This window comes from Nguyenibacter sp. L1, assembly GCF_035199985.1.
Classification (GTDB): domain Bacteria; phylum Pseudomonadota; class Alphaproteobacteria; order Acetobacterales; family Acetobacteraceae; genus Gluconacetobacter; species Gluconacetobacter vanlangensis.
In genome coordinates, this window is record NZ_CP127015.1 from 3594055 (window position 1) to 3619057 (window position 25003).

General features: G+C 66.3%; 21 protein-coding genes. All 21 read left to right on the top strand.

The window, feature by feature from the left end; genetic code table 11:
• Nucleotides 1-250: 250 nt before the first annotated feature.
• The gene (locus QN315_RS16180; RefSeq protein ID WP_323990367.1) at nucleotides 251-3421 is read left to right on the top strand and encodes an efflux RND transporter permease subunit; all 3171 of its coding nucleotides are present in this window, start codon (nucleotides 251-253) and stop codon (nucleotides 3419-3421) included.
• The gene (locus tag QN315_RS16185; RefSeq protein WP_323990368.1) at nucleotides 3418-4701 is read left to right on the top strand and encodes an efflux RND transporter periplasmic adaptor subunit; all 1284 of its coding nucleotides are present in this window, start codon (nucleotides 3418-3420) and stop codon (nucleotides 4699-4701) included. Before QN315_RS16180 ends, QN315_RS16185 begins: the two co-directional genes overlap by 4 nt.
• A complete protein-coding gene (locus QN315_RS16190) occupies nucleotides 4698-6317 on the top strand; it encodes an efflux transporter outer membrane subunit (protein ID WP_408904541.1) in 1620 nt (539 codons plus the stop codon). The genes QN315_RS16185 and QN315_RS16190 overlap by 4 nt, the downstream gene beginning before the upstream one ends.
• A 109-nt stretch (nucleotides 6318-6426) precedes the next feature.
• A complete protein-coding gene (gene rplK / locus QN315_RS16195; protein WP_176638753.1) occupies nucleotides 6427-6861 on the top strand; it encodes a 50S ribosomal protein L11 in 435 nt (144 codons plus the stop codon).
• 4 nt (nucleotides 6862-6865) lie between these two features.
• A complete protein-coding gene (rplA, locus tag QN315_RS16200; RefSeq protein ID WP_323990369.1) occupies nucleotides 6866-7561 on the top strand; it encodes a 50S ribosomal protein L1 in 696 nt (231 codons plus the stop codon).
• A gap of 287 nt (nucleotides 7562-7848) precedes the next feature.
• Entirely contained in the window at nucleotides 7849-8367 is a 519-nt protein-coding gene (gene rplJ / locus QN315_RS16205; protein WP_176638755.1) for a 50S ribosomal protein L10, read from the top strand.
• 99 nt (nucleotides 8368-8466) lie between these two features.
• The gene (gene rplL, locus QN315_RS16210) at nucleotides 8467-8841 is read left to right on the top strand and encodes a 50S ribosomal protein L7/L12 (RefSeq protein WP_176638756.1); all 375 of its coding nucleotides are present in this window, start codon (nucleotides 8467-8469) and stop codon (nucleotides 8839-8841) included.
• A 282-nt stretch (nucleotides 8842-9123) separates the two neighbouring features.
• Nucleotides 9124-13296, top strand: a complete 4173-nt coding sequence (gene rpoB, locus QN315_RS16215) for a DNA-directed RNA polymerase subunit beta (RefSeq protein WP_323990371.1) — start codon at nucleotides 9124-9126, stop codon at nucleotides 13294-13296.
• A 106-nt stretch (nucleotides 13297-13402) separates the two neighbouring features.
• The gene (rpoC, locus tag QN315_RS16220) at nucleotides 13403-17590 is read left to right on the top strand and encodes a DNA-directed RNA polymerase subunit beta' (protein ID WP_323990372.1); all 4188 of its coding nucleotides are present in this window, start codon (nucleotides 13403-13405) and stop codon (nucleotides 17588-17590) included.
• A gap of 500 nt (nucleotides 17591-18090) precedes the next feature.
• Nucleotides 18091-18462, top strand: a complete 372-nt coding sequence (gene rpsL / locus QN315_RS16225; RefSeq protein WP_003621118.1) for a 30S ribosomal protein S12 — start codon at nucleotides 18091-18093, stop codon at nucleotides 18460-18462.
• Between the two features lie 15 nt (nucleotides 18463-18477).
• Nucleotides 18478-18954 carry a 30S ribosomal protein S7 gene (gene rpsG / locus QN315_RS16230; protein WP_102323162.1) on the top strand — a complete coding sequence of 159 codons (477 nt, stop codon included), beginning with the start codon at nucleotides 18478-18480 and terminating at the stop codon, nucleotides 18952-18954.
• A 91-nt stretch (nucleotides 18955-19045) separates the two neighbouring features.
• Nucleotides 19046-20236, top strand: coding sequence for an elongation factor Tu (gene tuf / locus QN315_RS16235; protein WP_176638759.1), 1191 nt, complete (start codon nucleotides 19046-19048; stop codon nucleotides 20234-20236).
• Between the two features lie 108 nt (nucleotides 20237-20344).
• On the top strand, nucleotides 20345-20653 hold the full coding sequence (gene rpsJ / locus QN315_RS16240; protein ID WP_007282720.1) for a 30S ribosomal protein S10: 309 nt from the start codon (nucleotides 20345-20347) through the stop codon (nucleotides 20651-20653).
• A gap of 10 nt (nucleotides 20654-20663) precedes the next feature.
• Nucleotides 20664-21347 (top strand): 50S ribosomal protein L3, encoded by a 684-nt coding sequence (gene rplC, locus QN315_RS16245; protein ID WP_176638760.1) that lies wholly within the window; start codon nucleotides 20664-20666, stop codon nucleotides 21345-21347.
• Nucleotides 21348-21359: 12 nt separating this feature from the next.
• Nucleotides 21360-21974, top strand: coding sequence for a 50S ribosomal protein L4 (gene rplD, locus QN315_RS16250; RefSeq protein WP_176638761.1), 615 nt, complete (start codon nucleotides 21360-21362; stop codon nucleotides 21972-21974).
• A 35-nt stretch (nucleotides 21975-22009) separates the two neighbouring features.
• On the top strand, nucleotides 22010-22306 hold the full coding sequence (locus QN315_RS16255; protein ID WP_012227954.1) for a 50S ribosomal protein L23: 297 nt from the start codon (nucleotides 22010-22012) through the stop codon (nucleotides 22304-22306).
• Nucleotides 22307-22322: 16 nt separating this feature from the next.
• Nucleotides 22323-23153, top strand: a complete 831-nt coding sequence (rplB, locus tag QN315_RS16260; RefSeq protein WP_176638762.1) for a 50S ribosomal protein L2 — start codon at nucleotides 22323-22325, stop codon at nucleotides 23151-23153.
• Nucleotides 23154-23165: 12 nt separating this feature from the next.
• Nucleotides 23166-23444, top strand: coding sequence for a 30S ribosomal protein S19 (gene rpsS / locus QN315_RS16265; RefSeq protein WP_176638763.1), 279 nt, complete (start codon nucleotides 23166-23168; stop codon nucleotides 23442-23444).
• Between the two features lies 1 nt (nucleotide 23445).
• A complete protein-coding gene (gene rplV, locus QN315_RS16270; protein ID WP_176638764.1) occupies nucleotides 23446-23850 on the top strand; it encodes a 50S ribosomal protein L22 in 405 nt (134 codons plus the stop codon).
• A gap of 3 nt (nucleotides 23851-23853) precedes the next feature.
• Entirely contained in the window at nucleotides 23854-24531 is a 678-nt protein-coding gene (rpsC, locus tag QN315_RS16275; RefSeq protein ID WP_176638765.1) for a 30S ribosomal protein S3, read from the top strand.
• 55 nt (nucleotides 24532-24586) lie between these two features.
• Nucleotides 24587-25003: a 50S ribosomal protein L16 gene (gene rplP / locus QN315_RS16280; protein WP_176638766.1), complete on the top strand. Its 417-nt coding sequence runs from the start codon at nucleotides 24587-24589 to the stop codon at nucleotides 25001-25003.

Here is a 25003-nt window from a genome sequence, read left to right on the forward strand (position 1 = left end):
GCCCGTCAGGCGCGGCCTGTGACGGGCCGCACGGGCGTGCTATGCGCGTTTCGCCCAATCGAACATTCTAAACCGGAATTTCATTGGCGCACCGGGGTGACATGTTAACGAAGCCGCGAGACAGCCGGGGAGCGACGACAATGCATGCAGGCGGACAGCCGGATCGGACCGGGCGGGCCATGCGCGATCGCGGGATGCGGGGCATCGTCTCCTGTCCGGCCCATTCCCTTGCCCAGGACCTGACGCGCGCATGAATTCCATCGTCGTCACCGCGCTCAAGCGGCCCTACACCTTCGTCGTCCTCTCGATCCTGATCGTGGTGTTCGGCTTCCGGGCCATCGTCCAGACCCCGACCGACGTGTTCCCCAGCATCAAGATCCCGGTGGTCGCCATCGTCTGGGGCTACACCGGCCTGATGCCCGAGGACATGTCGGGCCGCGTGATCTATTATTACGAACGCGCCCTGACCGCGACGGTCAACAATATCGAGCACATCGAAAGCCAGTCCTATTACGGGCGCGGCGTGGTCAAGGTCTTCTTCCAGCCGGGCACCGACACCTCGGTGGCGCAGACCCAGATCACCTCGGTGTCGCAGACCGTCATCAAGCAGATGCCCACCGGCATGACGCCGCCGCTGATCCTGACCTACAACGCGTCGTCGGTGCCGGTGCTCACGCTCCAGGTCTCGTCCGATTCGATGACCGCGTCGCAGATCTACGACATGTCCTCGAACCTGATCCGCCCGGCGCTGGTCTCGGTCGCCGGCGCGGCCATTCCGAATCCCTATGGCGGCCAGCCCGGCAACATCATGGTCGATCTCGACCAGTCGAAGCTGCTGGCCCACGGTCTGTCGGCCACCGATGTCGGCAACGCGCTGGGGCGGCAGAACATCGTCCTGCCCGCGGGCGACCAGCAGATCGGCGCCTTCGACTTCATGGTGCAGACCAACGCCACCCCGCGCGAGATCGACACCTTCAACAGCATCCCGATCAAGCAGGTCGGCAATTCCGTGGTCTATCTGCGCGACGTCGCCTGGGTGCATTCCGGCGGCCCGCCGCAGACCAACATGGTGCTTGTCCGCGGCCACCAGGCGGTGCTGATCGTCATCATGAAAAGCGGCGACGCCTCGACGCTCAGCGTCGTGAGCGGGATCAAGGCGCTGCTGCCGTCCGTCATCGCCACCCTGCCGCAGGGCGTGCAGATCCATATCCTCAACGACGCCTCGATCTTCGTGAAGGACGCGATCCGCGACGTGGTCCAGGAAATGGGCACCGCCGCCCTGCTGACCAGCCTGGTGGTGCTGCTGTTCCTCGGCTCGTGGCGCTCGACGATCATCATCGCCACCTCGATCCCGCTGGCCATGCTGTGCTCGGTCATCGGGCTGGGCTGGGCGGGCCAGACCATCAACGTCATGACCCTGGGCGGCCTGGCGCTGGCGGTCGGCATCCTGGTCGACGACGCCACCGTCATGATCGAAAACATCGACGCCCACCTGGAAATGGGCAAGGAGCTGGAAACCGCGATCATCGACGCGGCCAACCAGATCGTCATCCCGACCTTCGTCTCCACCCTGTGCATCTGCATCGTGTGGATGCCGCTCTTCCAGTTGACCGGGGTCGCGGGCTGGCTGTTCATGCCGATGGCCGAGGCGATCATCTTCGCCATGATCGCGTCCTTCATCCTGTCGCGCACCCTGGTGCCGACCATGGCGAAATACCTGCTGGCGGCGCAGGTCGCGGCCCATGCCGACCCGCATGCCCACCACGCGCCGCGCGGTTTCTTCGGCCGCTTCCAGCGCGGGTTCGAGGCCCGGTTCACGGCCTTCCGCAACGGCTATCGCGACCTGCTGGCGCATCTGGTCGCCACCCGGGGGCGCTTCATCCCGGCCTTCCTGGGCGTCACGCTGGCGTCGATGGCGCTGCTGCTGTTCGTCGGCCAGGATTTCTTCCCCGAGATCAATTCCAACGCGCTGGCCATCCATATGCGTGCCCCCCTGGGCACCAAGCTGAACGAGTCCGGCAAGATCTCGATGCTGGTCAACGCGGAAATCCGCCGCCTGCTGCCCGGCCAGGTCGATGACATCGTCTCGAATTGCGGCCTGCCCTTCAGCGGCCTCAACCAGGCCTTCATCCCGACCCCCACGGTGGGCGCGCAGGATTGCGACCTGACGGTGACGCTCAAGCGCGAGGATTCGCCGGTCGCCGACTACCGCCAGATCCTGCGGCGCGGCCTGGCCGACCGTTTCCCCGGCACTCAGATCACCTTCATGCCCGCCGACCTGACGGCCAAGATCCTCAATTTCGGCCTGCCCTCGCCGATCGACGTGCAGGTGACCGGCCGCGACCTGGCGGATAATTTCATCTTCGCCCAGCATCTCGCCGCGCGCCTGCGCCACGTGACCGGCATCGCCGACGTCTCGGTGCAGGAACCGATGAACACCCCCACCCTGCGGGTGAACGCGCGGCGCAGCTACGCGCTGGGCACCGGCCTGACCGAGGCCGACATCGCCAACAACACGCTGGCGGTGCTGTCGGGCAGCGGCCAGGTCGCGCCGACCTATTGGCTCGACCCCAAGACCGGGGTGTCGCACCTGGTCGACATCCAGACGCCGCTGCAGTTCCTGCAGACCCTGAACGACCTGGAAACCATCCCGATCGACCGGGGCGACGGCAACCCGGCCAACGGCGCGCCGCAGATCCTGGGCGGCCTCAGCCAGCTCACGCAGACCGGCACGGCGGGCGAGGTCGCGCACTACAACATCATGCCGGTGTTCGACATCTACGCCGCGAACGAAGGGCTGGACCTGGGCGCCGTCTCGCGAGAGGTCGCGCGCGTCGTCGACGCCGCCCGCCACGACCTGCCGCGCGGCTCCAGCCTGGTGGTGCGCGGCCAGGCCGTGACGATGACCGGCGCCTATTTCCAGCTCGGCATCGGCCTCGCCATGTCGGTGCTGCTGGTCTATCTGATCATCGTCGTGAACTTCCAGTCCTGGCTGGACCCGTTCATCATCATCACCGCGCTGCCCGGCGCCCTGGCCGGCATTTCCTGGAGCCTGTTCGTCACGCACACGGCCCTGTCGGTGCCGGCCCTGACCGGCGCGATCATGTGCATGGGCACCGCCACGGCGAACTCGATCCTGGTGGTGGCCTTCGCCCGCGAACGGATGGACGTCCATGGCGACCCGATCCGCGCGGCGATCGAGGCCGGCTTCGAACGTATCCGGCCGGTGCTGATGACCGCATCGGCCATGATCATCGGCATGCTGCCGATGTCGATCAGCAATTCGCAGAACGCGCCGCTCGGCCGCGCCGTCATGGGCGGGCTCGCGATCGCCACGGTCGCGACGCTGCTGTTCGTGCCCTGCGTCTTTGCGATGCTGCATTCCAGAAGACACCGTACCGCTGAAGGAGAACGTGCATGAGCGGCGTGGAACAGGTCTCCAGGCGCGGTGCGTCCGGCCGCGGCAGGCTGCTGGCCGGCGCCGGCGCCGTCATCGGGCTGGTCGTCGTCGTTGGCGGCATCATCCAGCGGCAGGCGCATTTCAGCACGCTGCGGCAGCAGACGGCCGACGCCGCCATCCCCCGGGTGCAGCTCATCGCGCCGTCCCATGGGCCCAGTACCCGCACGCTGGACCTGCCGGGCAACATCGCCGCCTGGTACCAGGCGCCGATCTACGCCCAGGTCTCGGGCTACGTGCATATGTGGTACAAGGACATCGGCGCCCGCGTGAAGACCGGCGACGTGCTCGCCACCATCGACACGCCGGGACTGGACGCGCAATACGCGGCGTCGAAGGCGAATTTCGACGTGGCGATGGCGCGCTACAAGCTGGCGCAGATCACCGCCCATCGCTGGAAGGCGCTGCAGGGCACCCAGGCCGTCTCGCAGCAGGAAGTCGACGTCCAGGCCGCGAACGCCGAAGCCGAACAGGCGCAGGTCGAAGCCGCGCGCCACGACGTGTCGCGCTACGCGGCGCTGATCGGCTTCAAGCAGATCGTCGCCCCCTTCGACGGCGTGGTGACGTCGCGCCTGGCCGATGTCGGCGACTATGTGAATGCCGGCGGCGGCGACGTCTCCTCGCACGGCACCGCGACCGAACTGTTCAGCGTGGCCGACGTGCACCGCATGCGCATCTTCGTCGCCATCCCGCAGGATTACGCGGACATCATCAGCCCCAAGCTGACGGCCGACGTCACGGTCCCGCAACATCCCGACCGGGTCTTCAAGGCGTCGTTCCTCGCCACCGCAAGCGCGTTCAACGCCTCGACCCGTACGGTGACGACCGAACTGACGGTCGATAACAGCAAGGGCGAATTATGGCCCGACTCCTACGCCACCGTCCATTTCCGCGCCCCGGGCGACCCCGGCATGCTGATCCTGCCCGAGGGCGCGCTGATCTTCCGCGCCCAGGGCATGCAGGTGGCCCTGGTCGACGACAATAACCGCATCCGGCTGCACAACGTCACGGTCGGCACCAACCTGGGCACCATGGTGCAGATCCTCGGCGGGCTGAAGCCGACCGACCGGGTGGTCAACAACCCCTCGGCCGGCCTGCTGGACGGGCAGGAAGTCCGGATCGTCGACTCCACGCCGGGCTACAACGCGCCGTCCGGCGCCGCCCCGGCCGTCGCGCACGATGCGGACACCAGGGCCATGCCGATCGACAATGCCGGCACGGAGGAGGCAGGGGCCCGTCAATGACCATCTCCAGGCCCCCCCGCTCAAGGCGCCTCCGTACCGCCCCGCTCGCCGGCGGCCTCGCGCTGCTCACCGGGCTCGCCTCCTGCGACATGGCGCCCGCGTACCATCCGGCCAAGTTCGCCTTTCCCGACAATTGGCAGGGACAGGGGATCATGCGCTACGGCACGCCGCAGGACGGCGCGCTGCGCGGCGACTGGTGGACCCTGTTCAACGATCCGCTGCTCGACAGGCTGGAAGAACAGGCCAACCGCGCCAATCCCGATCTCCAGGCGGCGGCCGAAACCTTCACCCAGGCCCGCGACATGGCGGCCGAGGCCGAGGCCGGCCTCTACCCGCAGGTCAGCGCCTTCGCCGGCGCCGCGAAATACAAATCCTCGCAGCACCGGCTGTGGCGCGGCCATGGCTCCAGCGGCCCCGAATACATGTCGTCCGAGCAATATTACGGCACGGCGACGTGGGAACCCGATTTCTGGTCGAAGATCCGCAACCAGACCCGCATGAGCCAGCAGCGCGCGCAGCAGAGCGCCGCGGACTACGCGCTGGCGCGCCTCAGCATCGATGCCGAATTGGCATCCAGCTACATCCTGCTGCGCGGCCTCGACGCGCAGGACGCGGTCTATCGCGACTCGATCCGCACCTACGGGCTGGCGGTGCAGATCACCCGCATGCGCCAGGCCGGCGCGATCGCCGCGGGCCTCGACGTCTCGCGCGCCCAGAACCAGCTCTACGCCACCCAGGCGCAGGAAACCGACCTGCAGGCCCGCCGCGCAGTGCTGGAACACGCCATCGCCGTGCTGGTCAACGCGGCGCCGGCCGCCTTCCATATCCAGCCCGAGCAGGCCCTGCATTTCCCCGAGGTCGCGGTGCCGCTCCTGCTGCCCTCGGCGCTGCTGGAACGCCGTCCCGACGTGGCGGCGGCCGAGCGCGAGATGGCGCAAGCCAACCGCGCGATCGGCGTCTCGCGGGCGGCCTTCTATCCCGACATCTCGGTCAACGCCATGACCGGCTTCATGGATAACGGCTTCACCCTCGCCGACCTGACCAACAGCATGTATTCCTACGCCGTCCAGGCGGCGATGCCGCTGTTCCAGGGCGGGCTGCGCCGGGCCGAATTGCAGCGCACCTGGTCCCAATACCGCCAGGCCGAGGACACGTACCGCGCCACCGTCCTGGGTGCCTTCCAGGATGTCGAGGACGGGCTGACCCTGACCAACCAGCTCCGGACCGAGCAGGCACAGCAGGAAGCGGCGGTGACCGCCGCGATGCGCACCCAGAACATGACCATGACGCTCTATACCGGCGGGCTGACCAATTATCTCGACGTCGTGGTGGCCCAGATCGCCGCCCTGACCGCCCGCATCGACGAGGTCCAGGTCGAGACACGGCGCTTCCAGGCCACGGTCTCGCTGATCCGCGCCCTGGGCGGCGGCTGGTCGCGGGCGCAGATCCCCGACGCCAAGGCGATCCGCCCGTTCGGCCCCCTGCAATATGAAGGGCTGCGCGTGCCCAAGGAGGCCGGGGGCATCGCCGTCGGCACCAGCCCGGCGCTGCGCGACCTGACCGGGCCGGGGTTGTCGGCGGGCTCGGCGGCAGGGTTGACAACCCCGGCCCGTTAGGGCTAGGGAGCCGCCTCTTACGGAACGCGGGAGACCGCGCCGGCCGCCTTGCGCGGCGGGCGCGGCCGCATGAACCGCGGTCCGGGTGAAACAGTCAGGAGCCCCGGATATGGCCAAGAAAATCGTTGGCTACATCAAGCTGCAAATTCCCGCCGGCAAGGCGAATCCGTCCCCGCCGGTCGGCCCGGCGCTGGGTCAGCGCGGCCTGAACATCATGCAGTTCTGCAAGGAGTTCAACGCCAAGACCCAGGGTCTCGAGCCCGGCATGCCGATTCCGGTCGTCATCACCGCGTTCGCCGACCGCACCTTCACCTTCATCACCAAGACCCCGCCGAACACCTACTTCCTCATGAAGGCCGCCAACATCAAGAAGGGCAGCTCGACGGTCGGCAAATCCGCCGCGGTCGGCAGCGTGACGATGGCGCAGCTCCGCGAGATCGCCGAGCAGAAGAAGCAGGACATGAATGCCAACGACCTGGACGGCGCCGTGCGTATGCTGGTCGGCTCCGCCCGCTCGATGGGCCTTACGGTGGTGGAGGGCTGATCCCATGGCGAAGAACAAGCGTCTGGCCGCCGCGGTGGCCCAGGTTGACCGCAACAAGCAATATGGCCTGGACGAGGCGATCGGCCTGGTCAAGCAGACCGCGTCGGCCAAGTTCGACGAAACGATCGAGATCTCGCTGAATCTCGGCATCGACCCGCGCCATGCCGACCAGATGGTCCGCGGCCTGCTCTCGCTGCCGAACGGCACGGGCAAGACCCTGCGCGTCGGCGTGTTCGCCCGCGGCGCGAAGGCCGAGGAGGCGCTGGCCGCCGGTGCCGACGTGGTCGGCGCCGAAGACCTGGCCGAGAAGGTGCAGGCCGGCGAGATCGCGTTCGACCGCTGCATCGCGACCCCGGACATGATGGCCCTGGTCGGCCGCCTGGGTAAGATCCTGGGTCCGCGCGGCCTGATGCCGAACCCCAAGCTGGGCACGGTGACCATGGACGTGAAGGGCGCCGTCACGGCGGCCAAGTCCGGCCAGGTCGAATACCGCGCCGAGAAGGCCGGCATCATCCACGCCGGCATCGGCAAGGCGTCCTTCGACGGCGACAAGCTGGCCGAGAACATCCGCGCCTTCGTCGACGCGGTGCAGAAGGCCAAGCCGTCGGGCGCCAAGGGCACCTATCTGCGCAAGGCCGCCCTGTCCTCGACGATGGGGCCGGGCATCCGCGTCGACGTGTCCGCCTTCTCGGCGGGCTGATCGCGCATCAGATGACGCGGTGCCCCCGGGCGCCGCGGACAGGAGGCAGGCGCCAGCGCGCCTGGTCTTCCGAACCTGTCCATGACCGGATGTGGCGCAAGCCTTGATGGACCCTCGGGTCCGCACACGGAAGACGGGGATTGCCGGATCGGGGCGGTCGCGCCGCCCGCACTGGTTGTTCCGTTGCACAGGACAGGCGAACCGGAGAGGGCGCCCCAGGGCGCGCTCTCCTAGGGTAAACCCGACCTGACAGGTTCATGCCTGGCAGGTCACGACGGAGACGGGAATTGGACCGTACGGAGAAGCGGGAGTTTGTTGCCTCCCTCGCGGCCGTGTTCGCCGAGACGTCCATGGTCGTCGTCACCCGCAATGACGGGCTGACGGTCGCCGATGCGACGGAACTGCGGCGGCGCGTGCGCGCGGCAGGAGCGACTTACAAGGTCGCGAAGAACCGGCTGGCCAACCTCGCCCTGGCAGGGACCCGATTCGAAGGCATCTCGCCGCTGCTGAAGGGGCCGACCGCATTGTCGTGGTCGGTCGACCCGGTGGCCGTGGCCAAGGTGCTTGTCGAGTTCGCCAAGACCAACGAAAAGCTCGTTCTGCTCGGTGGAGCGCTCGGCACCCAGACATTGAATGTCGATGGGGTCAAGGCGCTGGCCGAGCTTCCGTCCCTGGACACGCTCCGGGCGCAGCTGGTGGGGCTCATCTCCACGCCAGCCACGCGCATCGCGGGCGTCCTCCAGGCGCCGGGCGGACAGCTTGCGCGGGTTTTCGGGGCCTACGCCAAGAAGGACGAGGCTGCCTGAGCCAATGCGTTCCGCGTCGCGGAACGATGAAATTCGCACGATCGCGTGAAACCGGGATTGTGTTGCGCCAATCAGTGTATAAATTAGGAAGACCAAATCATGGCCGATCTGACCAAACTCGTTGACGAGCTGTCCGCCCTCACCGTTCTCGAGGCCGCCGAGCTCTCCAAGCTGCTCGAAGAGAAGTGGGGCGTTTCCGCCGCCGCTCCGGTTGCGGTTGCCGCCGCGCCGGCCGCCGCTGCTGCCGCTCCGGTCGAAGAGCAGACCGAATTCACCGTGATCCTGGCCAAGGCCGGTGACAAGAAGATCAACGTCATCAAGGAAATTCGCGGCATCACCGGCCTGGGCCTGAAGGAAGCCAAGGACCTGGTCGAGGGTGCGCCGAAGACCGTGAAGGAAGGCGTCAGCAAGGACGAAGCCGAGAAGATCAAGAAGCTTCTTGAAGACAACGGCGCGTCCGTCGAAGTGAAGTAATCTTCGGGTTGCGGGCGGCCCTCGGGTCGCCGCTTCCTGTGCTACTCCAGGCGAGGGCGGGATGCCGTAGGGTTCCCGCCCCCTTGGCCGTTCTGGCGCCCTGACCTTGCGGTCTCGGGCGCCTTTGGCGGTAGTAAGGCCTGCCTTCCGGGCGGGCGGGGTGTCGGTCCTGGCCGGCATCCGGGCACAAGACGGTTTGTGACGGCCCGCTTCCGGGTGCCGCGGCCAGGCGGCCGCCGGCGCGGGACGATCCGGGTCGTCGGGATGGGGGCAGGATAGACGATGAACGCAATTACGAAATCGTTCACGGGACGCAAGCGCATCCGCAAGAGCTTCGGGCGGATACCCGAAATCGCTCCGATGCCCAATCTGATCGACGTGCAGCGCGCCAGCTACGAGGCGTTCCTGCAGATGAACGTCTCGCCTGACAGCCGGACCAATGCCGGCCTGCAGGAAGTCTTCCGCTCGGTCTTCCCGATCAATGATTTCGCCGGCCGCGGCCGGCTCGAGTTCGTCAATTACGAACTGGAAGAGCCGAAATACGACGTCGAGGAATGCATCCAGCGCGGCCTAACCTTCGCCGCGCCGCTCAAGGTCGTGCTGCGCCTGATCGTCTGGGACGTGGACGAGGACACCGGCTCGCGCTCGATCCGCGACATCAAGGAACAGCCCGTCTATATGGGCGACATGCCGCTGATGACCGACAACGGCACGTTCATCATCAACGGCACCGAGCGCGTGATCGTCAGCCAGATGCATCGCAGCCCCGGCGTGTTCTTCGACCACGACAAGGGCAAGACCCACTCGTCGGGCAAGTTCCTGTTCGCCGCGCGCGTCATCCCCTATCGCGGCTCCTGGCTGGATTTCGAATTCGACAGCAAGGACCTGATCTACGTCCGCATCGACCGCAAGCGCAAGCTGCCGGTCACCACCCTGCTCTACGCGCTGGAAGGCGCGGCCTCCGCCGCGGCCCGCGCCGCCAAGGCGGCCGAGGGCGGCGATGTCGAGGCGATGGAGATCCGCGGCATGGATGCCGACGAGATCCTCTCCTATTTCTATAACCGGGTCGTCTTCGTGAAGACCGGCAAGGGCTGGGCCCGTCCGTTCGACGCCGAGTCGTTCCGTGGGCTCAAGCTGCTCGAACCGCTGATCGACGCCGAGACCGGCGCGGTGGTGGCCGAGGCCGACGCCAAGCTGACCGCCCGCATGGTCCGCAAGATCGCCGAGACGACGAAAGAGGTGCTGGTCGGCCATGTCGGCCTGATCGGCCGCTACGTCTCCGAGGACCTGGTCAACCAGGAAACCGGCGAGATCTATGCCGAGGCCGGCGAGGAACTGACCGAGGCCCGCATCGCGGCGCTCGAGGAAGCCGGCCTCGACCGGCTGCCGACGCTGGCGATCGACGCGCAGAACGGCCCGTGGATCCGCAACACGCTGGCGGTGGACAAGAACGCCTCGCGCGACGACGCGCTGACCGACATCTATCGCGTCATGCGCCCCGGCGAGCCGCCGACCCCCGAGACGGCCGAGGCCATGTTCTCCGGCCTGTTCTTCGACTCCGACCGCTACGACCTGTCGGCCGTCGGTCGCGTCAAGATGAACATGCGCCTGGGCCTCGACGCTCCGGACACCGTCCGCGTGCTGCGTAAGGAAGACATCCTGCGCACCGTCAAGATCATGTGCGAGCTGAAGGACGGCCGCGGCGCGATCGACGATATCGACAATCTGGGCAACCGCCGCGTCCGCTCGGTCGGCGAACTGATGGAAAACCAGTATCGCGTCGGCCTGCTGCGCATGGAGCGCGCGATCCGCGAGCGCATGGGCTCGGTCGATATCGATACGGTCATGCCGCACGACCTGATCAACGCCAAGCCGGCCGCCGCCGCGGTGCGCGAATTCTTCGGCTCGTCGCAGCTCAGCCAGTTCATGGACCAGACCAACCCGCTCTCCGAGGTCACGCACAAGCGCCGCCTCTCGGCCCTGGGCCCGGGCGGGCTGACGCGTGAGCGCGCGGGCTTCGAGGTCCGCGACGTCCACCCGACCCATTACGGCCGCATCTGCCCGATCGAGACGCCCGAAGGCCCGAATATCGGCCTGATCAACTCCCTGGCGACCTACGCCAAGGTGAACAAGTACGGCTTCATCGAAACCCCGTACCGCCTGGTGCGCGACGGCGTGCTGCAGGATGGCTGGAAATACCTCTCCGCCATGGAAGAGGAAAAGCTGGTCGTCGCCCAGGCCGACGCCCGGCAGGATGCGGGCGGCCGCCTGACCGACGAACTGGTCTCGGTCCGCCGCAGCGGCGATTTCCGCCTGGTGAAGCCCGAGGAAGTCACCGCCTGCGACGTGTCGCCCAAGCAGTTGGTCTCGGTCGCGGCCGCGCTGATTCCGTTCCTGGAAAACGACGACGCCAACCGCGCGCTGATGGGCTCGAACATGCAGCGCCAGGCGGTGCCGCTGGTCCGCTCCGACGCGCCGCTGGTCGGCACGGGGATGGAAGCCGCGGTGGCGCACGATTCCGGCGCCACCATCGTCGCCCGGCGCGGCGGCATCATCGACCAGATCGACGGCGCGCGCATCGTGGTGCGCGCGACCGACGCGGCCGGGGCGACCCAGGGCGTCGATATCTATCGCCTGCGCAAATATATGCGCTCCAACCAGTCCACCTGCATCAACCAGCGCCCGCTGGTCCGCGTGGGCGACTGGGTGCGCGCCGGCGACATCATCGCCGACGGCCCGTCGACCGAACTGGGCGAGCTGGCGCTGGGCCGGAACGTGCTGGTCGCGTTCATGCCGTGGAACGGGTACAATTTCGAAGACTCGATCCTGATCTCCGAGCGGATCGCCCGCGACGACGTCTTCACCTCGATCCATATCGAGGAGTTCGAGGTCATGGCCCGCGACACCAAGCTGGGGCAGGAGGAAATCACCCGCGACATCCCCAATGTCGGCGAGGAAGCGCTGCGCAACCTCGACGAGGCGGGCATCGTCTATGTCGGCGCCGAAGTGAATCCGGGCGACATCCTGGTCGGCAAGGTCACCCCGAAGGGCGAAAGCCCGATGACGCCGGAAGAGAAGCTGCTGCGCGCCATCTTCGGCGAAAAGGCGTCCGACGTGCGCGACACCTCGCTGCGCCTGCCGCCCGGCACGACCGGCACCATCGTCGATGTGCGCGTCTTCTCCCGCCGCGGCGTGGATAAGGACGAGCGCGCGATGGCGATCGAGCGCGCCGAGATCGAGCGCCTCGCCAAGGACCGCGACGACGAACGCGCGATCCAGGAGCGGTCCTTCTATAACCGGCTGCGCGAGCGCCTGGCGGGCCAGGTCGCCGGCGCGGGCTTCAAGGGCCTGCGTTCAGGCACCGAGATCACCGAAGAGGTGCTGGCCGAGCATCCGCGCGGCGCGTGGCGCAACATCACCGTCGCCGACGACGCGGTGATGGTCGAACTCGAGGTCCTGCGCCGCGAATTCGACGCCGCCGTGGCCCGCATCCAGGCCCGCTTCGAAAGCAAGGTTGAAAAGCTGCAGCGCGGCGACGAACTGCCGCCGGGCGTCATGAAGATGGTCAAGGTCTTCGTCGCGGTGAAGCGCAAGCTGCAGCCGGGCGACAAGATGGCCGGCCGCCACGGCAACAAGGGCGTCGTCTCGCGCGTCGTCCCGGTCGAGGACATGCCGTTCCTCGAGGACGGCACCTCGGTCGATCTGGTGCTGAACCCGCTGGGCGTGCCCTCGCGCATGAATGTCGGGCAGATCCTGGAGACCCATCTGGGCTGGGCCTGCGCCAATATCGGCAAGGGCATCGGCGAGCTGGTCGACGACTACCAGCGCACGGGCGAGAAGAAGCAGGAACTGCTGGACCGGCTGAAGACGGTCTATGGCGACAAGGTCTATGACGACGCGATCGCCGACCTGCCGAACGAGCAGCTCGTCGAGCTGGCGAACAACCTGCGCAAGGGCGTGCCGATCGCGACCCCGGTCTTCGACGGCGCCTCGATCCCGGATATCGAGGCGATGCTCGAGGATGCCGGCGTCAGCAAGTCGGGCCAGTCGCAGTTGATCGACGGCCGCACCGGCGAGCCGTTCGAGCGCCAGACCACGGTCGGCTATATCTACATGCTGAAGCTGCACCACCTGGTCGACGACAAGATCCATGCCCGTTCGATCGGCCCGTACTCGCTGGTCACCCAGCAGCCGCTGGGCGGCAAGGCCCAGTTCGGCGGCCAGCGCTTCGGCGAAATGGAGGTCTGGGCGCTCGAGGCGTACGGCGCGGCCTACACGCTGCAGGAAATGCTGACGGTGAAGTCGGACGACGTGTCCGGCCGCACCAAGGTCTATGAGGCGATCGTGCGCGAACAGGACGATTTCGAAGCCGGCATCCCCGAAAGCTTCAACGTCCTGATCAAGGAGCTGAAATCGCTCGGCCTGAACGTGGATCTGGAGCAGAGCGGCGACTGACCCCGTCGTCGGTCATCTTCCTCTTTCTCCGTCTGTTTTCTTCTCAGGGACGGGGGCGGCCGGGCGGGCCGTCTCCGTCCAACTTCCCTCAGGGGGTTTGCGGCGCATGAACGAACTCATGAAGATCCTCGGCCAGACCGGCCAGGCCATGACCTTCGACCAGATCAAGATCCAGCTCGCCTCGTCCGAGCAGATCCGGTCCTGGTCGTACGGCGAGATCAAGAAGCCCGAGACCATCAACTACCGCACCTTCAAGCCGGAGCGCGACGGCCTGTTCTGCGCGCGCATCTTCGGTCCGATCAAGGACTACGAGTGCCTGTGCGGCAAGTACAAGCGCATGAAGTTCCGCGGCATCATCTGCGAGAAATGCGGCGTCGAGGTGACGCTGGCCAAGGTCCGGCGCGAGCGCATGGGCCATATCGAGCTGGCCAGCCCGGTCGCGCATATCTGGTTCCTGAAGTCGCTGCCCAGCCGCATCGGCCTGATGGTCGACATGACGCTGAAGGATCTGGAAAAGATCCTCTATTTCGAAAGCTACGTGGTGCTCGAGCCGGGCACCTCGCCGCTCAAGCAGTTCAGCCTGCTGACCGAGGACCAGTATCTCGACGTCATGGACGAACATGGCGAAGAGGGGATCGAGGTCGGCATCGGCGCCGAGGCGATCAAGAAGGTCCTCGAGCGCATCGACTGCAAGGCGGACAAGGAGCGCCTGCGCCAGGAGCTGAAGGAGACGACCTCCGAGGCCAAGCGCAAGAAGCTGGTCAAGCGCCTGAAGCTGATCGAGGCGTTCGCCGACAGCGATTCGCGTCCCGAATGGATGATCATGGACCTGATTCCGGTGATCCCGCCGGAACTGCGTCCGCTGGTCCCGCTGGATGGCGGCCGCTTCGCGACCTCCGACCTGAACGACCTGTATCGCCGCGTCATCAACCGCAACAACCGCCTCAAGCGGCTGATCGAGCTGCGCGCGCCCGACATCATCGTGCGCAACGAGAAGCGCATGCTGCAGGAATCGGTCGATGCGCTGTTCGATAACGGCCGCCGCGGCCGCGCGATCACGGGCGCCAACAAGCGTCCGCTGAAGTCGCTGTCCGACATGCTCAAGGGCAAGCAGGGCCGCTTCCGCCAGAACCTGCTGGGCAAGCGCGTCGATTATTCCGGCCGTTCGGTCATCGTGGTCGGGCCCGAGCTGAAGCTGCACCAGTGCGGCCTGCCCAAGAAGATGGCGCTCGAGCTGTTCAAGCCGTTCATCTACTCCAAGCTGGAAAAATACGGCCACGCCACCACCATCAAGGCCGCGAAGCGGATGGTGGAGAAGGAACGTCCCGAGGTGTGGGACATCCTCGAAGAGGTGATCCGCGAACACCCGGTCATGCTGAACCGCGCGCCGACCCTGCACCGCCTGGGCATCCAGGCGTTCGAGCCGGTGCTGATCGAGGGCAAGGCCATCCAGTTGCACCCGCTGGTCTGCACCGCCTTCAACGCGGATTTCGACGGCGACCAGATGGCCGTCCACGTGCCGCTGAGCCTCGAGGCGCAGCTCGAAGCGCGCGTGCTGATGATGTCCACCAACAACATCCTCAGCCCCGCCAACGGCAAGCCGATCATCGTGCCGTCGCAGGACATCGTCCTGGGCCTGTATTATCTCAGCCTGGAAACGCCGGAATTCCTGGCGACGCCCGACCGCAACGAATATGACGCCGAAGGCCGCCTCACGGTCACCGGCGCCCCGTCCTTCGCGACGGTGGGCGAGGTCGAGTACGCCCTGTCCGCCGGCGCGATCAAGCTGCACGACAAGATCACCGCCCGGTTCGAGACGCTCGACGCCGACGGCAAGCCGGTGCGCCAGACCGTGATCACCACCCCGGGCCGCATGCTGATCGCGCAGATCCTGCCCCGCCATCCGGCGATCCCGTTCGCGCTGATCAACAAGCAATTGACCAAGAAGAACGTCTCCGACGTTATCGACGCGGTCTATCGCCATTGCGGCCAGAAGGAATGCGTCATCTTCTGCGACCGCATGATGGGCCTGGGCTTCCGCCACGCGGCGAAGGCCGGCATCTCCTTCGGCAAGGATGACATGATCATCCCGGCCGAGAAGAAGATGCTGGTCGAGCGCACTGCCGCCGAGGTGAAGGAGTTCGAGCAGCAGTACCAGGACGGCCTGATCACCGCCGGCGAACGCTACAACAAGGTGGTCGACGCCTGGTCGCGCTGCACGGACGAGGTGCAGGCCGCGATGATGAAGGAGATCTCGCGCCAGGAGGTCGGCAAAACCACCAACTCGGTGTGGATGATGAGCCATTCCGGCGCCCGTGGGTCGCCGGCGCAGATGAAGCAGCTCGCCGGCATGCGCGGCCTGATGGCCAAGCCGTCGGGCGAGATCATCGAGCAGCCGATCATCGCCAACTTCAAGGAAGGCCTGTCGGTTCTCGACTACTTCACCTCGACCCACGGCGCCCGCAAGGGCCTGGCCGACACGGCGCTGAAGACCGCGAACTCGGGCTACCTGACGCGCCGCCTGGTCGACGTGGCGCAGGACTGCATCATCGTCGAGGACGATTGCGGCACCGAACGCGGCCTGACCGTCCGCGCCGTCATGGATGGCGGCGAAATCGTCTCCTCGCTGTCCGAGCGGATCCTGGGCCGTACGACCGCCGCCGACGTGCTGGACCCCGCTTCGGGCGACGTGCTGCTCGCGCGTGACACGCTGATCGAGGAAGCGCAGGCCGAGAAGATCGAGAAGGCCGGCGTGGAAAGCGTGCTGATCCGCTCGGTCCTGACCTGCGAAAGCCGGGTCGGCGTCTGCGGCCTGTGCTATGGGCGCGACCTGGCGCGCGGCACGCCGGTCAATATCGGCGAGGCCGTGGGCGTGATCGCCGCCCAGTCGATCGGCGAGCCCGGCACCCAGTTGACCATGCGCACCTTCCATATCGGCGGCGCCGCCCAGCGTGGCGCGGAACAGTCGATGGTCGAGGCGTCGCGTGACGGCAAGGTGACGATCAACAACCGCAACGTCGTCCATAACAGCCAGAACGTCCCCATCGTGATGTCGCGCAACTGCGAGATCGTGCTGACGGACGAGAAGGGGACCGAACGCGCCCGCTACCGCGTGCCTTACGGCGCCCGCCTGCTGGTCGACGAGGGCGCGGCGGTGACGCGCGGTCAGAAGATGGCCGAGTGGGATCCGTACACCCTGCCGATCATCACCGAGCAGTCCGGCACGGTCGAGTATCTGGACCTGATCGACTCCATCACGCTGGTCGAGCGCATGGACGAGGTCACCGGCCTGACCTCGAAGGTCGTGGTGGACTACAAGCAGGCGGCCAAGGGCGTGGATCTGCGTCCGCGCCTGCAACTCAAGGACGCCAACGGCCACGTCATCAAGCTGGCGAACGGCAATGACGCGCGCTACTTCCTCTCGCCCGACTCGCTGCTGTCGGTCGAGAACGGCGCCCAGGTCAGCGCGGGCGACGTGCTGGCGCGCATCCCGCGCGAAGGCTCCAAGACCCGCGACATCACCGGCGGTCTGCCGCGCGTGGCCGAACTGTTCGAGGCCCGTCGTCCGAAGGACCACGCGATCATCTCGGAAACCGACGGCCGCGTCGAATTCGGCAAGGACTACAAGGCCAAGCGCCGCATCATCGTGAAGAACGACGAGACCGGCGAAGAGACCGACTACCTGATCCCGAAGGGCAAGCACGTCTCGGTCCAGGAAGGCGACTTCGTCCGCGTGGGCGACCCGCTGGTCGACGGTCCGCGCGTGCCGCACGACATCCTCAAGGTGCTGGGCGTCGAGGCGCTGTCGGACTACCTGGTGAACGAGATCCAGGACGTCTACCGGCTGCAGGGCGTGAAGATCAACGACAAGCATATCGAGGTGATCGTCCGCCAGATGCTCCAGAAGGTCGAGATTCTCGAGCCCGGCGACACGACCTACCTGATCGGCGAGACGGTGGATCGCATCGAGTTCGAGACCGAGAACACGAAGCGCCTGAATATGGGCGAGCGTCCGGCAGCGGCCATGCCGGTGCTGCAGGGCATCACCAAGGCGTCGCTGCAGACCCAGTCCTTCATCTCGGCCGCCTCCTTCCAGGAGACGACGCGCGTCCTGACCGAGGCCGCGACCGCCGGCAAGAAGGACACGCTGAACGGCCTGAAGGAGAACGTGATCGTCGGTCGCCTGATCCCGGCGGGCACGGGCAGCGTGATGAACAAGCTGCGCGCCATCGCCGCCGGCCAGGACCGTCAGCGCCTGGCGCAGGTCCGTCCCGCGGTCTCCAAGGCCGAATAACGGACATGTCCGTCACCCAAGCCCGTCTGGGCGAGGGGGCGCAGGGCCGGGTGGCGACACCCGGCCCTTTTTTTGACCGGTCCGGTTTGTGAATCGGCCTTATTTTCGGGACGCGCACGATTCCGCTGGCCCGAATCGCCCGGATATGAGATAGCCCGCGCGGCGTCGGTGATCTGCCGCAGCCGCATGGCTGATGCGGTGGTCCGGCAGGTGCAAATCGACCGGTTTTGTCCGCGAATCCCAAGGTAACACTTGACTCGCGGCTATCCGCTTCGTAGGTTCCGCGCCCTCGGCTAGCCCCGTCTCGTACGACGTCGTTGGCCGTCGAATGCAGCATGCAGGCATGCGGTGCCGTAGTCCCCGGGCGGGGCTGCCAAGGCCGGATGCATAAATGATGTCCAGGCGAATGAGTCTCATTCGTTGGGATTTTGTTGTGAACGACAGTCGGCAGCCCGATACGCGGTTGGCCGGCCGAATTTTGTAAGGATCGGGAAAGGCGTATGCCGACCATCAACCAGCTGATCGCCAAGGGCCGCGAACCCGCTGCCAAGCGCAACAAGGTGCCTGCCCTGCAGGGCTGCCCGCAGAAGCGTGGTGTCTGCACCCGCGTCTACACGACCACGCCGAAGAAGCCGAACTCGGCGCTGCGTAAGGTCGCGAAGGTGCGCCTGACGAACGGCTATGAGGTCGTCAGCTACATCCCGGGTGAAGGCCACAACCTGCAGGAGCACAGTGTGGTCCTGATCCGCGGCGGTCGCGTCAAGGACCTTCCCGGCGTGCGCTATCACATCCTGCGTGGCGTTCTGGATACCCAGGGTATCGCCAAGCGTCGTCAGCGTCGCTCGCTCTATGGCGCGAAGCGTCCGAAGTAAAAGGAATAACGAGGCATGAGTCGCCGTCATCGCGCCGTCAAGCGCGAGATCCTTCCCGATCCGAAATTTGGTGACGTCGTCATCACGCGTTTCATGAACGCCCTGATGTATGACGGCAAGAAGTCCACCGCCGAAGGCATCGTCTACGGCGCGCTGGAAGTGCTGCGCCGTCGCGGCGGCGCCGCGGCCGACCCGGTGGTGATGTTCCACAGCGCGCTGGACAACGTGAAGCCGGCCGTCGAGGTCCGTTCGCGTCGCGTCGGCGGCGCCACCTACCAGGTGCCCGTCGAAGTCCGCGCCGAGCGTCGCCAGGCACTTGCGATCCGCTGGCTGATCGACGCGTCGCGCAAGCGCGGCGAGAACACGATGCAGGAGCGTCTGTCGAACGAGCTGCTGGACGCGGTCAACAATCGCGGCTCCGCGGTCAAGAAGCGCGAAGACACGCACCGCATGGCCGAGGCGAACAAGGCGTTCAGTCATTACCGCTGGTAAGTGACGCAGGACCGGTCTAAAGACCGCGACGCTTCCGGTTAGGAACATTTCAACCCGACCCCGGCCGGTGGCCGAGTAACGGAGACAGACGATGGCAAAGGCTAAATTCGAGCGGACGAAGCCGCACTGCAATATCGGCACGATCGGTCACGTCGACCATGGTAAGACGTCGCTGACCGCCGCGATCACCAAGACGCTGGCGAAGACCGGCGGCGCCACCTTCAAGGCGTATGACCAGATCGACGCGGCTCCGGAAGAGCGCGCCCGCGGCATCACGATCTCGACCGCCCACGTCGAGTACGAGACCGCGAAGCGCCACTACGCGCACGTCGACTGCCCCGGCCACGCCGACTACGTCAAGAACATGATCACCGGTGCCGCCCAGATGGACGGCGCGATCCTGGTCGTGTCGGCCGCCGACGGCCCGATGCCGCAGACCCGCGAGCACATCCTGCTGGCCCGCCAGGTCGGCGTCCCTGCCCTGGTCGTGTTCCTGAACAAGGTCGATCAGGTCGACGATCCGGAACTGCTCGAACTGGTCGAGATGGAAGTGCGCGAGCTGCTGTCCGCCTACCAGTTCCCGGGCGACGACATTCCCATCGTCAAGGGTTCGGCCCTGGTGACGCTGGAAGACGGCGATCCGGAACTCGGCGAGAACCGCGTGCGCGACCTGATGGATGCGGTCGACGACTACATCCCGCAGCCGGACCGTCCGGTCGACCGTCCGTTCCTGATGCCGATCGAAGACGTGTTCTCGATCTCGGGCCGCGGCACCGTGGTGACCGGCCGTGTCGAGCGCGGCGCGGTGAATGTCGGTGACGAAATCGAAATCGTCGGCCTGCGCACCACGCAGAAGACGACGGTGACGGGCGTCGAAATGTTCCGCAAGCTGCTCGATCGCGGCGAGGCCGGCGACAATATCGGCGCGCTGCTGCGCGGCACGAAGCGCGAGGACGTCGAGCGCGGCCAGGTCCTGGCGAAGCCGGGCTCCATCACCCCGCACACGAAGTTCAAGGCCGAGGCGTACATCCTCACGAAGGAAGAGGGTGGCCGTCACACGCCGTTCTTCACCAACTACCGTCCGCAGTTCTATTTCCGCACCACCGACGTCACCGGCGTCGTGCATCTGCCGGAAGGCACGGAAATGGTCATGCCGGGCGACAACATCGCCATGGATGTCGAGCTGATCGCGCCGATCGCCATGGACGAAGGCCTGCGTTTCGCTATCCGCGAGGGTGGCCGCACCGTCGGCGCCGGCGTGGTGGCCTCGATCACGGCCTGATCGGCCCGGTCGTAACCAGAACTGGATGCCCCGGCCGGAGCGATCCGGCCGGGGTCTCCTTTGGCGGCTCGGGTTCCCCCGAACCAGTAATGTTGGACTGAACAGACGATGGACAACCAGAACATCCGCATTCGCCTCAAGGCGTACGATCATCGGGTGCTCGACAACAGCACCAAAGAGATCGTCAACACGGCGAAGCGTACGGGTGCGCGGGTTCGGGGTCCTATCCCGCTGCCGACGCATATCGAACGGTTCACCGTGAACCGCTCTCCCCACGTGGACAAGAAAAGCCGCGAGCAGTTCGAAATTCGGACCCATCGCCGGCTGCTCGACATCGTCGAGCCGACCCCGCAGACCGTGGACGCTCTCATGAAGCTCGACCTCGCCGCCGGCGTGGATGTCGAGATTAAACTCTAAGGTCCAGACGATGCGCACCGGATTGATCGCAAAGAAGCTGGGCATGACCCGGCTGTTCAAGGAAGACGGCACGCACGTGCCCGTCACCGTCCTGCATGTCGATAATTTGCAGGTGGTGGATGTCCGTACCCAGGACCGCGACGGCTACACCGCCGTGCAGCTCGGGTTCGGCAACGCCAAGGTGAAGAACGTCTCCAAGCCGAACCGCGGCCATTTTGCCCGCGCGAAGGTCGAACCCAAGAAGAAGCTGGCCGAATTCCGCGTCGCGGAAGATGCCGTGCTGGAGGCTGGCGCCACCCTGTCCGCCACCCATTTCGTGGTGGGGCAGAAGGTCGACGTGACCGCCACCAGCAAGGGCAAGGGCTTCGCCGGCGCCATGAAGCGCTGGAACTTCGCGGGTCTCGAGGCCACGCACGGCGTGTCCATCAGCCATCGTTCGCATGGCTCGACGGGTAACCGCCAGGACCCGGGCAAGACCTTCAAGAACAAGAAAATGGCCGGCCATCTGGGCTCCGAGCGCGTGACCACCCTCAATCTCGAGGTGGCGGCGGTGGATGCCGAGAAGAATCTGCTCATGGTCCGCGGCTCCGTGCCCGGCGGCAAGAACGAGCTGGTTCTGGTTCGTGATGCGATCAAGAAGGCCCGTCATGCCGAGGCGCCGTATCCGGCGGCCCTGGTTGAGGCTGCGGGCTGAGGATAGAGGGCAATGGATTACGAAATCAAAACCCTCGACAACGGAAGCGCCGGTACGGCCGTTCTTCCGGACGAGATTTTCGGGGTGACGCCGCGGGCGGACATCATGGCGCGCGTCGTGCACTGGCAGTTGGCCAAGCGCCGTGCGGGTACGCACAAGGTCAAGGGGATGGGCGAAGTCTCCGGCACGACCAAGAAGCCGTACCGCCAGAAGGGCACCGGCAGCGCTCGCCAGGGTTCGCTGCGCGCGCCGCAGTTCCGCACCGGCGGCGCCGTCCACGGCCCGGTCGTGCGCGACCACGGCTACGACCTGCCCAAGAAGGTGCGCCGCCTGGGCCTGATTTCCGCGCTGTCGCAGAAGGCCGCCGAAGGCAAGCTGGTGGTGCTGGACCAGGCCGCCGCGTCGGGCAAGACGTCCGATCTGGCCGCGAAGCTGAAGGCCCTGGGCTGGACGTCCGCGCTGATCGTGGACGCGACGGTCGACGAGAATTTCTCGCGCGCCACGCGTAACCTGCCGAAGATCGACGCGCTGCCGACCGTCGGCGCGAACGTCTACGACATCCTCAACCACGACGTGCTCGCGATCACGCAAGCCGGCGTCGAAGGCCTGAAGGAGCGCCTGGCATGACCAACGTGCTCGCTATCCGCAAGAAGGCGGAGCGCATGTCGCGTGAGGCGATGTACGACATCGTCCGCGCGCCCCTGATCACCGAGAAGGCGACCGCGCTTTCCGAGAAGAATCAGGTCGCCTTCAAGGTCGCGATCGACGCGACCAAGCCGGAGATCAAGGTCGCGGTCGAGACTCTGTTCGGGGTCAAGGTCCTGGGCGTGAACACGCTTGTCCAGAAGGGCAAGACCAAGCGCTTCAAGGGCCGCCCGGGCCAGCGTTCGGATGTGAAGAAGGCGTTTGTGCAGCTCGCCGAGGGTCAGTCCATCGACCTGACCGCGAAGCTGGTCTGACGCGGGGTAACAAGACATGGCACTGAAGCACTTTAATCCGGTTACCCCCAGCCAGCGCGGGACCGTCCTGATCGACCGCAAGGAGCTGTGGAAGGGCAAGCCCGTCAAGGGGCTGACCGAGGGCAAGAACAAGACCGGCGGCCGCAACAACCATGGGCGCACCACCTCGCGCTTCATCGGCGGCGGTCACAAGCAGTCCTATCGCTACGTCGATTTCAAGCGGCGCAAGTTCGATGTGGCCGGCACGGTCGAGCGTCTGGAATACGACCCGAACCGCACCGCCTTCATCGCGCTGGTGAAGTATGAGGACGGGGAGCTGGCCTACATCCTGGCGCCGCAGCGCCTGAAGGCCGGCGACCAGGTCGTCTCGGGCGCGCGCGTCGACATCAAGCCGGGCAATGCGATGCCGCTGGCGGCCATTCCGGTCGGCACGATCATCCATAACATCGAGCTGAAGCAGGGCGCCGGCGGCAAGCTGGCCCGCTCCGCGGGCACCTATGCCCAGTTGGTCGGCAAGGATGCCGGCTATGCGCAGATCAAGCTGCAGTCCGGTGAGCTGCGCATCGTGCGCGGCGAATGCATGGCGACGGTTGGCGCGGTGTCGAACCCCGACAACATGAACCAGCATCTCGGCAAGGCCGGGCGCGGCCGCTGGCTGGGCCGTCGTCCGCACAACCGCGGCGTCGTGATGAACCCGGTCGACCATCCGCACGGCGGTGGTGAAGGCCGCACCTCGGGCGGCCGTCATCCGGTCACGCCGTGGGGCAAGCCGACGAAGGGTTACAAGACCAGGGTCAACAAGCGTACGGACAGTCTGATTATCCGTCGCCGGAAGACCGGCAAGTAAGGGGCAAAGAAGATGGCACGTTCCGTCTGGAAGGGCCCGTTCGTGGACGGGTATCTGCTGAACAAAGCCGATGCGTCGCGCGCGTCGGGCCGTAACGAAGTGATCAAGATCTGGTCGCGTCGCTCGACGATCCTCCCGCAGTTCGTGGGGCTGACGTTCGGCGTTTACAACGGGCACAAATTCCTGCCCGTTCAGGTGTCGGAGAACATGGTGGGGCACAAGTTCGGCGAATTCTCGCCGACCCGGACCTTCACGGGTCACGCCTCGGACAAGAAGGCGAAGCGGGGCTGATATGAGCAAGCCGAAGCATCCGCGCACGCTCGCGGAAACCGAGGCGCAGGCGATTGCGCGCAACATCCGCGTAAGCCCGCGCAAGCTGAACCTTGTTGCGGCCCTGATCCGCAACAAGCCGGCGGCCCAGGCCGTGGCGACGCTCACCTTCTCCAAGCGCCGCATCGCCCAGCAGGTCAAGAAGACCCTGGAAAGCGCGATCGCGAACGCCGAGAACAACCATCAGCTCGATGTCGACCAGTTGGTCGTCCTGCGGGCCGAGGTCGGCAAGTCGATCGTCATGCGCCGCTTCCACGCGCGCGGCCGCGGCCGTTCGGCGCGGGTCGAGAAGTTCTTCAGCCACCTGAAGATCGTCGTGGCCGAGCGCGCGGCCGAGGCTGAGACAACCGAGCAGAAGGCGGCCTGATCCATGGGACACAAAGTCAATCCGATCGGGCTGCGGCTCGGCATCAACCGCACCTGGGACAGCCGCTGGTACGCCGGTTCGGACTATTCTCGCCTGCTGCATGACGACCTGAAGCTGCGGACGCACCTGCGCCGCAAGCTGTCGGGCGCCGGCGTGTCGCGCGTCGTGATCGAACGCCCGGCCAAGAAGCCGCGCGTGACGATCTACGCCGCCCGCCCGGGCGTGGTGATCGGCAAGAAGGGGCAGGACATCGACCTGCTGCGCAAAGAGCTGACCCGCATGGCCAAGGCCGACGTCGCGCTGAACATCGTCGAGATCCGCAAGCCGGAAATCGACGCGACCCTGGTGGCCGAGAACATCGCCCAGCAGCTCGAGCGCCGCGTCGCCTTCCGTCGCGCCATGAAGCGCGCCGTCCAGTCGGCGATGCGCCTCGGCGCCCAGGGCATCCGGATCAACTGCTCCGGCCGTCTGGGCGGGGCCGAGATCGCGCGTATCGAATGGTATCGCGAAGGCCGGGTGCCGCTGCACACGCTGCGTGCGGACATCGATTACGGCGTGGCCACGGCGAAGACCACCTACGGCACCTGTGGCGTGAAGGTATGGATCTTCAAGGGCGAGATCCTCGCCCAGGACCCGATGGCGCAGGACCGTCGCGCCGCCGAGCAGGCTCCGCAGCGCTAAGCCGTGGGGTTTAGGACCGAGAACGGCGCCAGGCGGCGCATGAGGATTTTGAACAATGCTTTCTCCAAAGCGGACTAAGTACCGCAAGGCCCACAAGGGCCGCATTCATGGGATGGCGAAAGGCGGGACGACGCTGAATTTCGGTGCGTTCGGCCTGAAGGCCCTGGAGCCCGAGCGGGTCACCGCCCGGCAGATCGAGGCCTCCCGCCGCGCCATTACCCGTGCGATGAAGCGCGCCGGTCGCGTCTGGATTCGGATCTTTCCCGACCTTCCGGTCTCGACAAAGCCCGCGGAAGTGCGTATGGGCTCCGGCAAGGGATCCCCTGAATATTGGGTGGCCCGTGTCAAGCCGGGTCGTATCCTGTTCGAGATCGAGGGCGTGCCGCCGGACGTCGCGCGTGAGGCGCTGGCTCTGGGCGCGGCGAAGCTGCCGATCAAGACCAAGTTCGTGACCCGTATCGGAGAGGCGTGA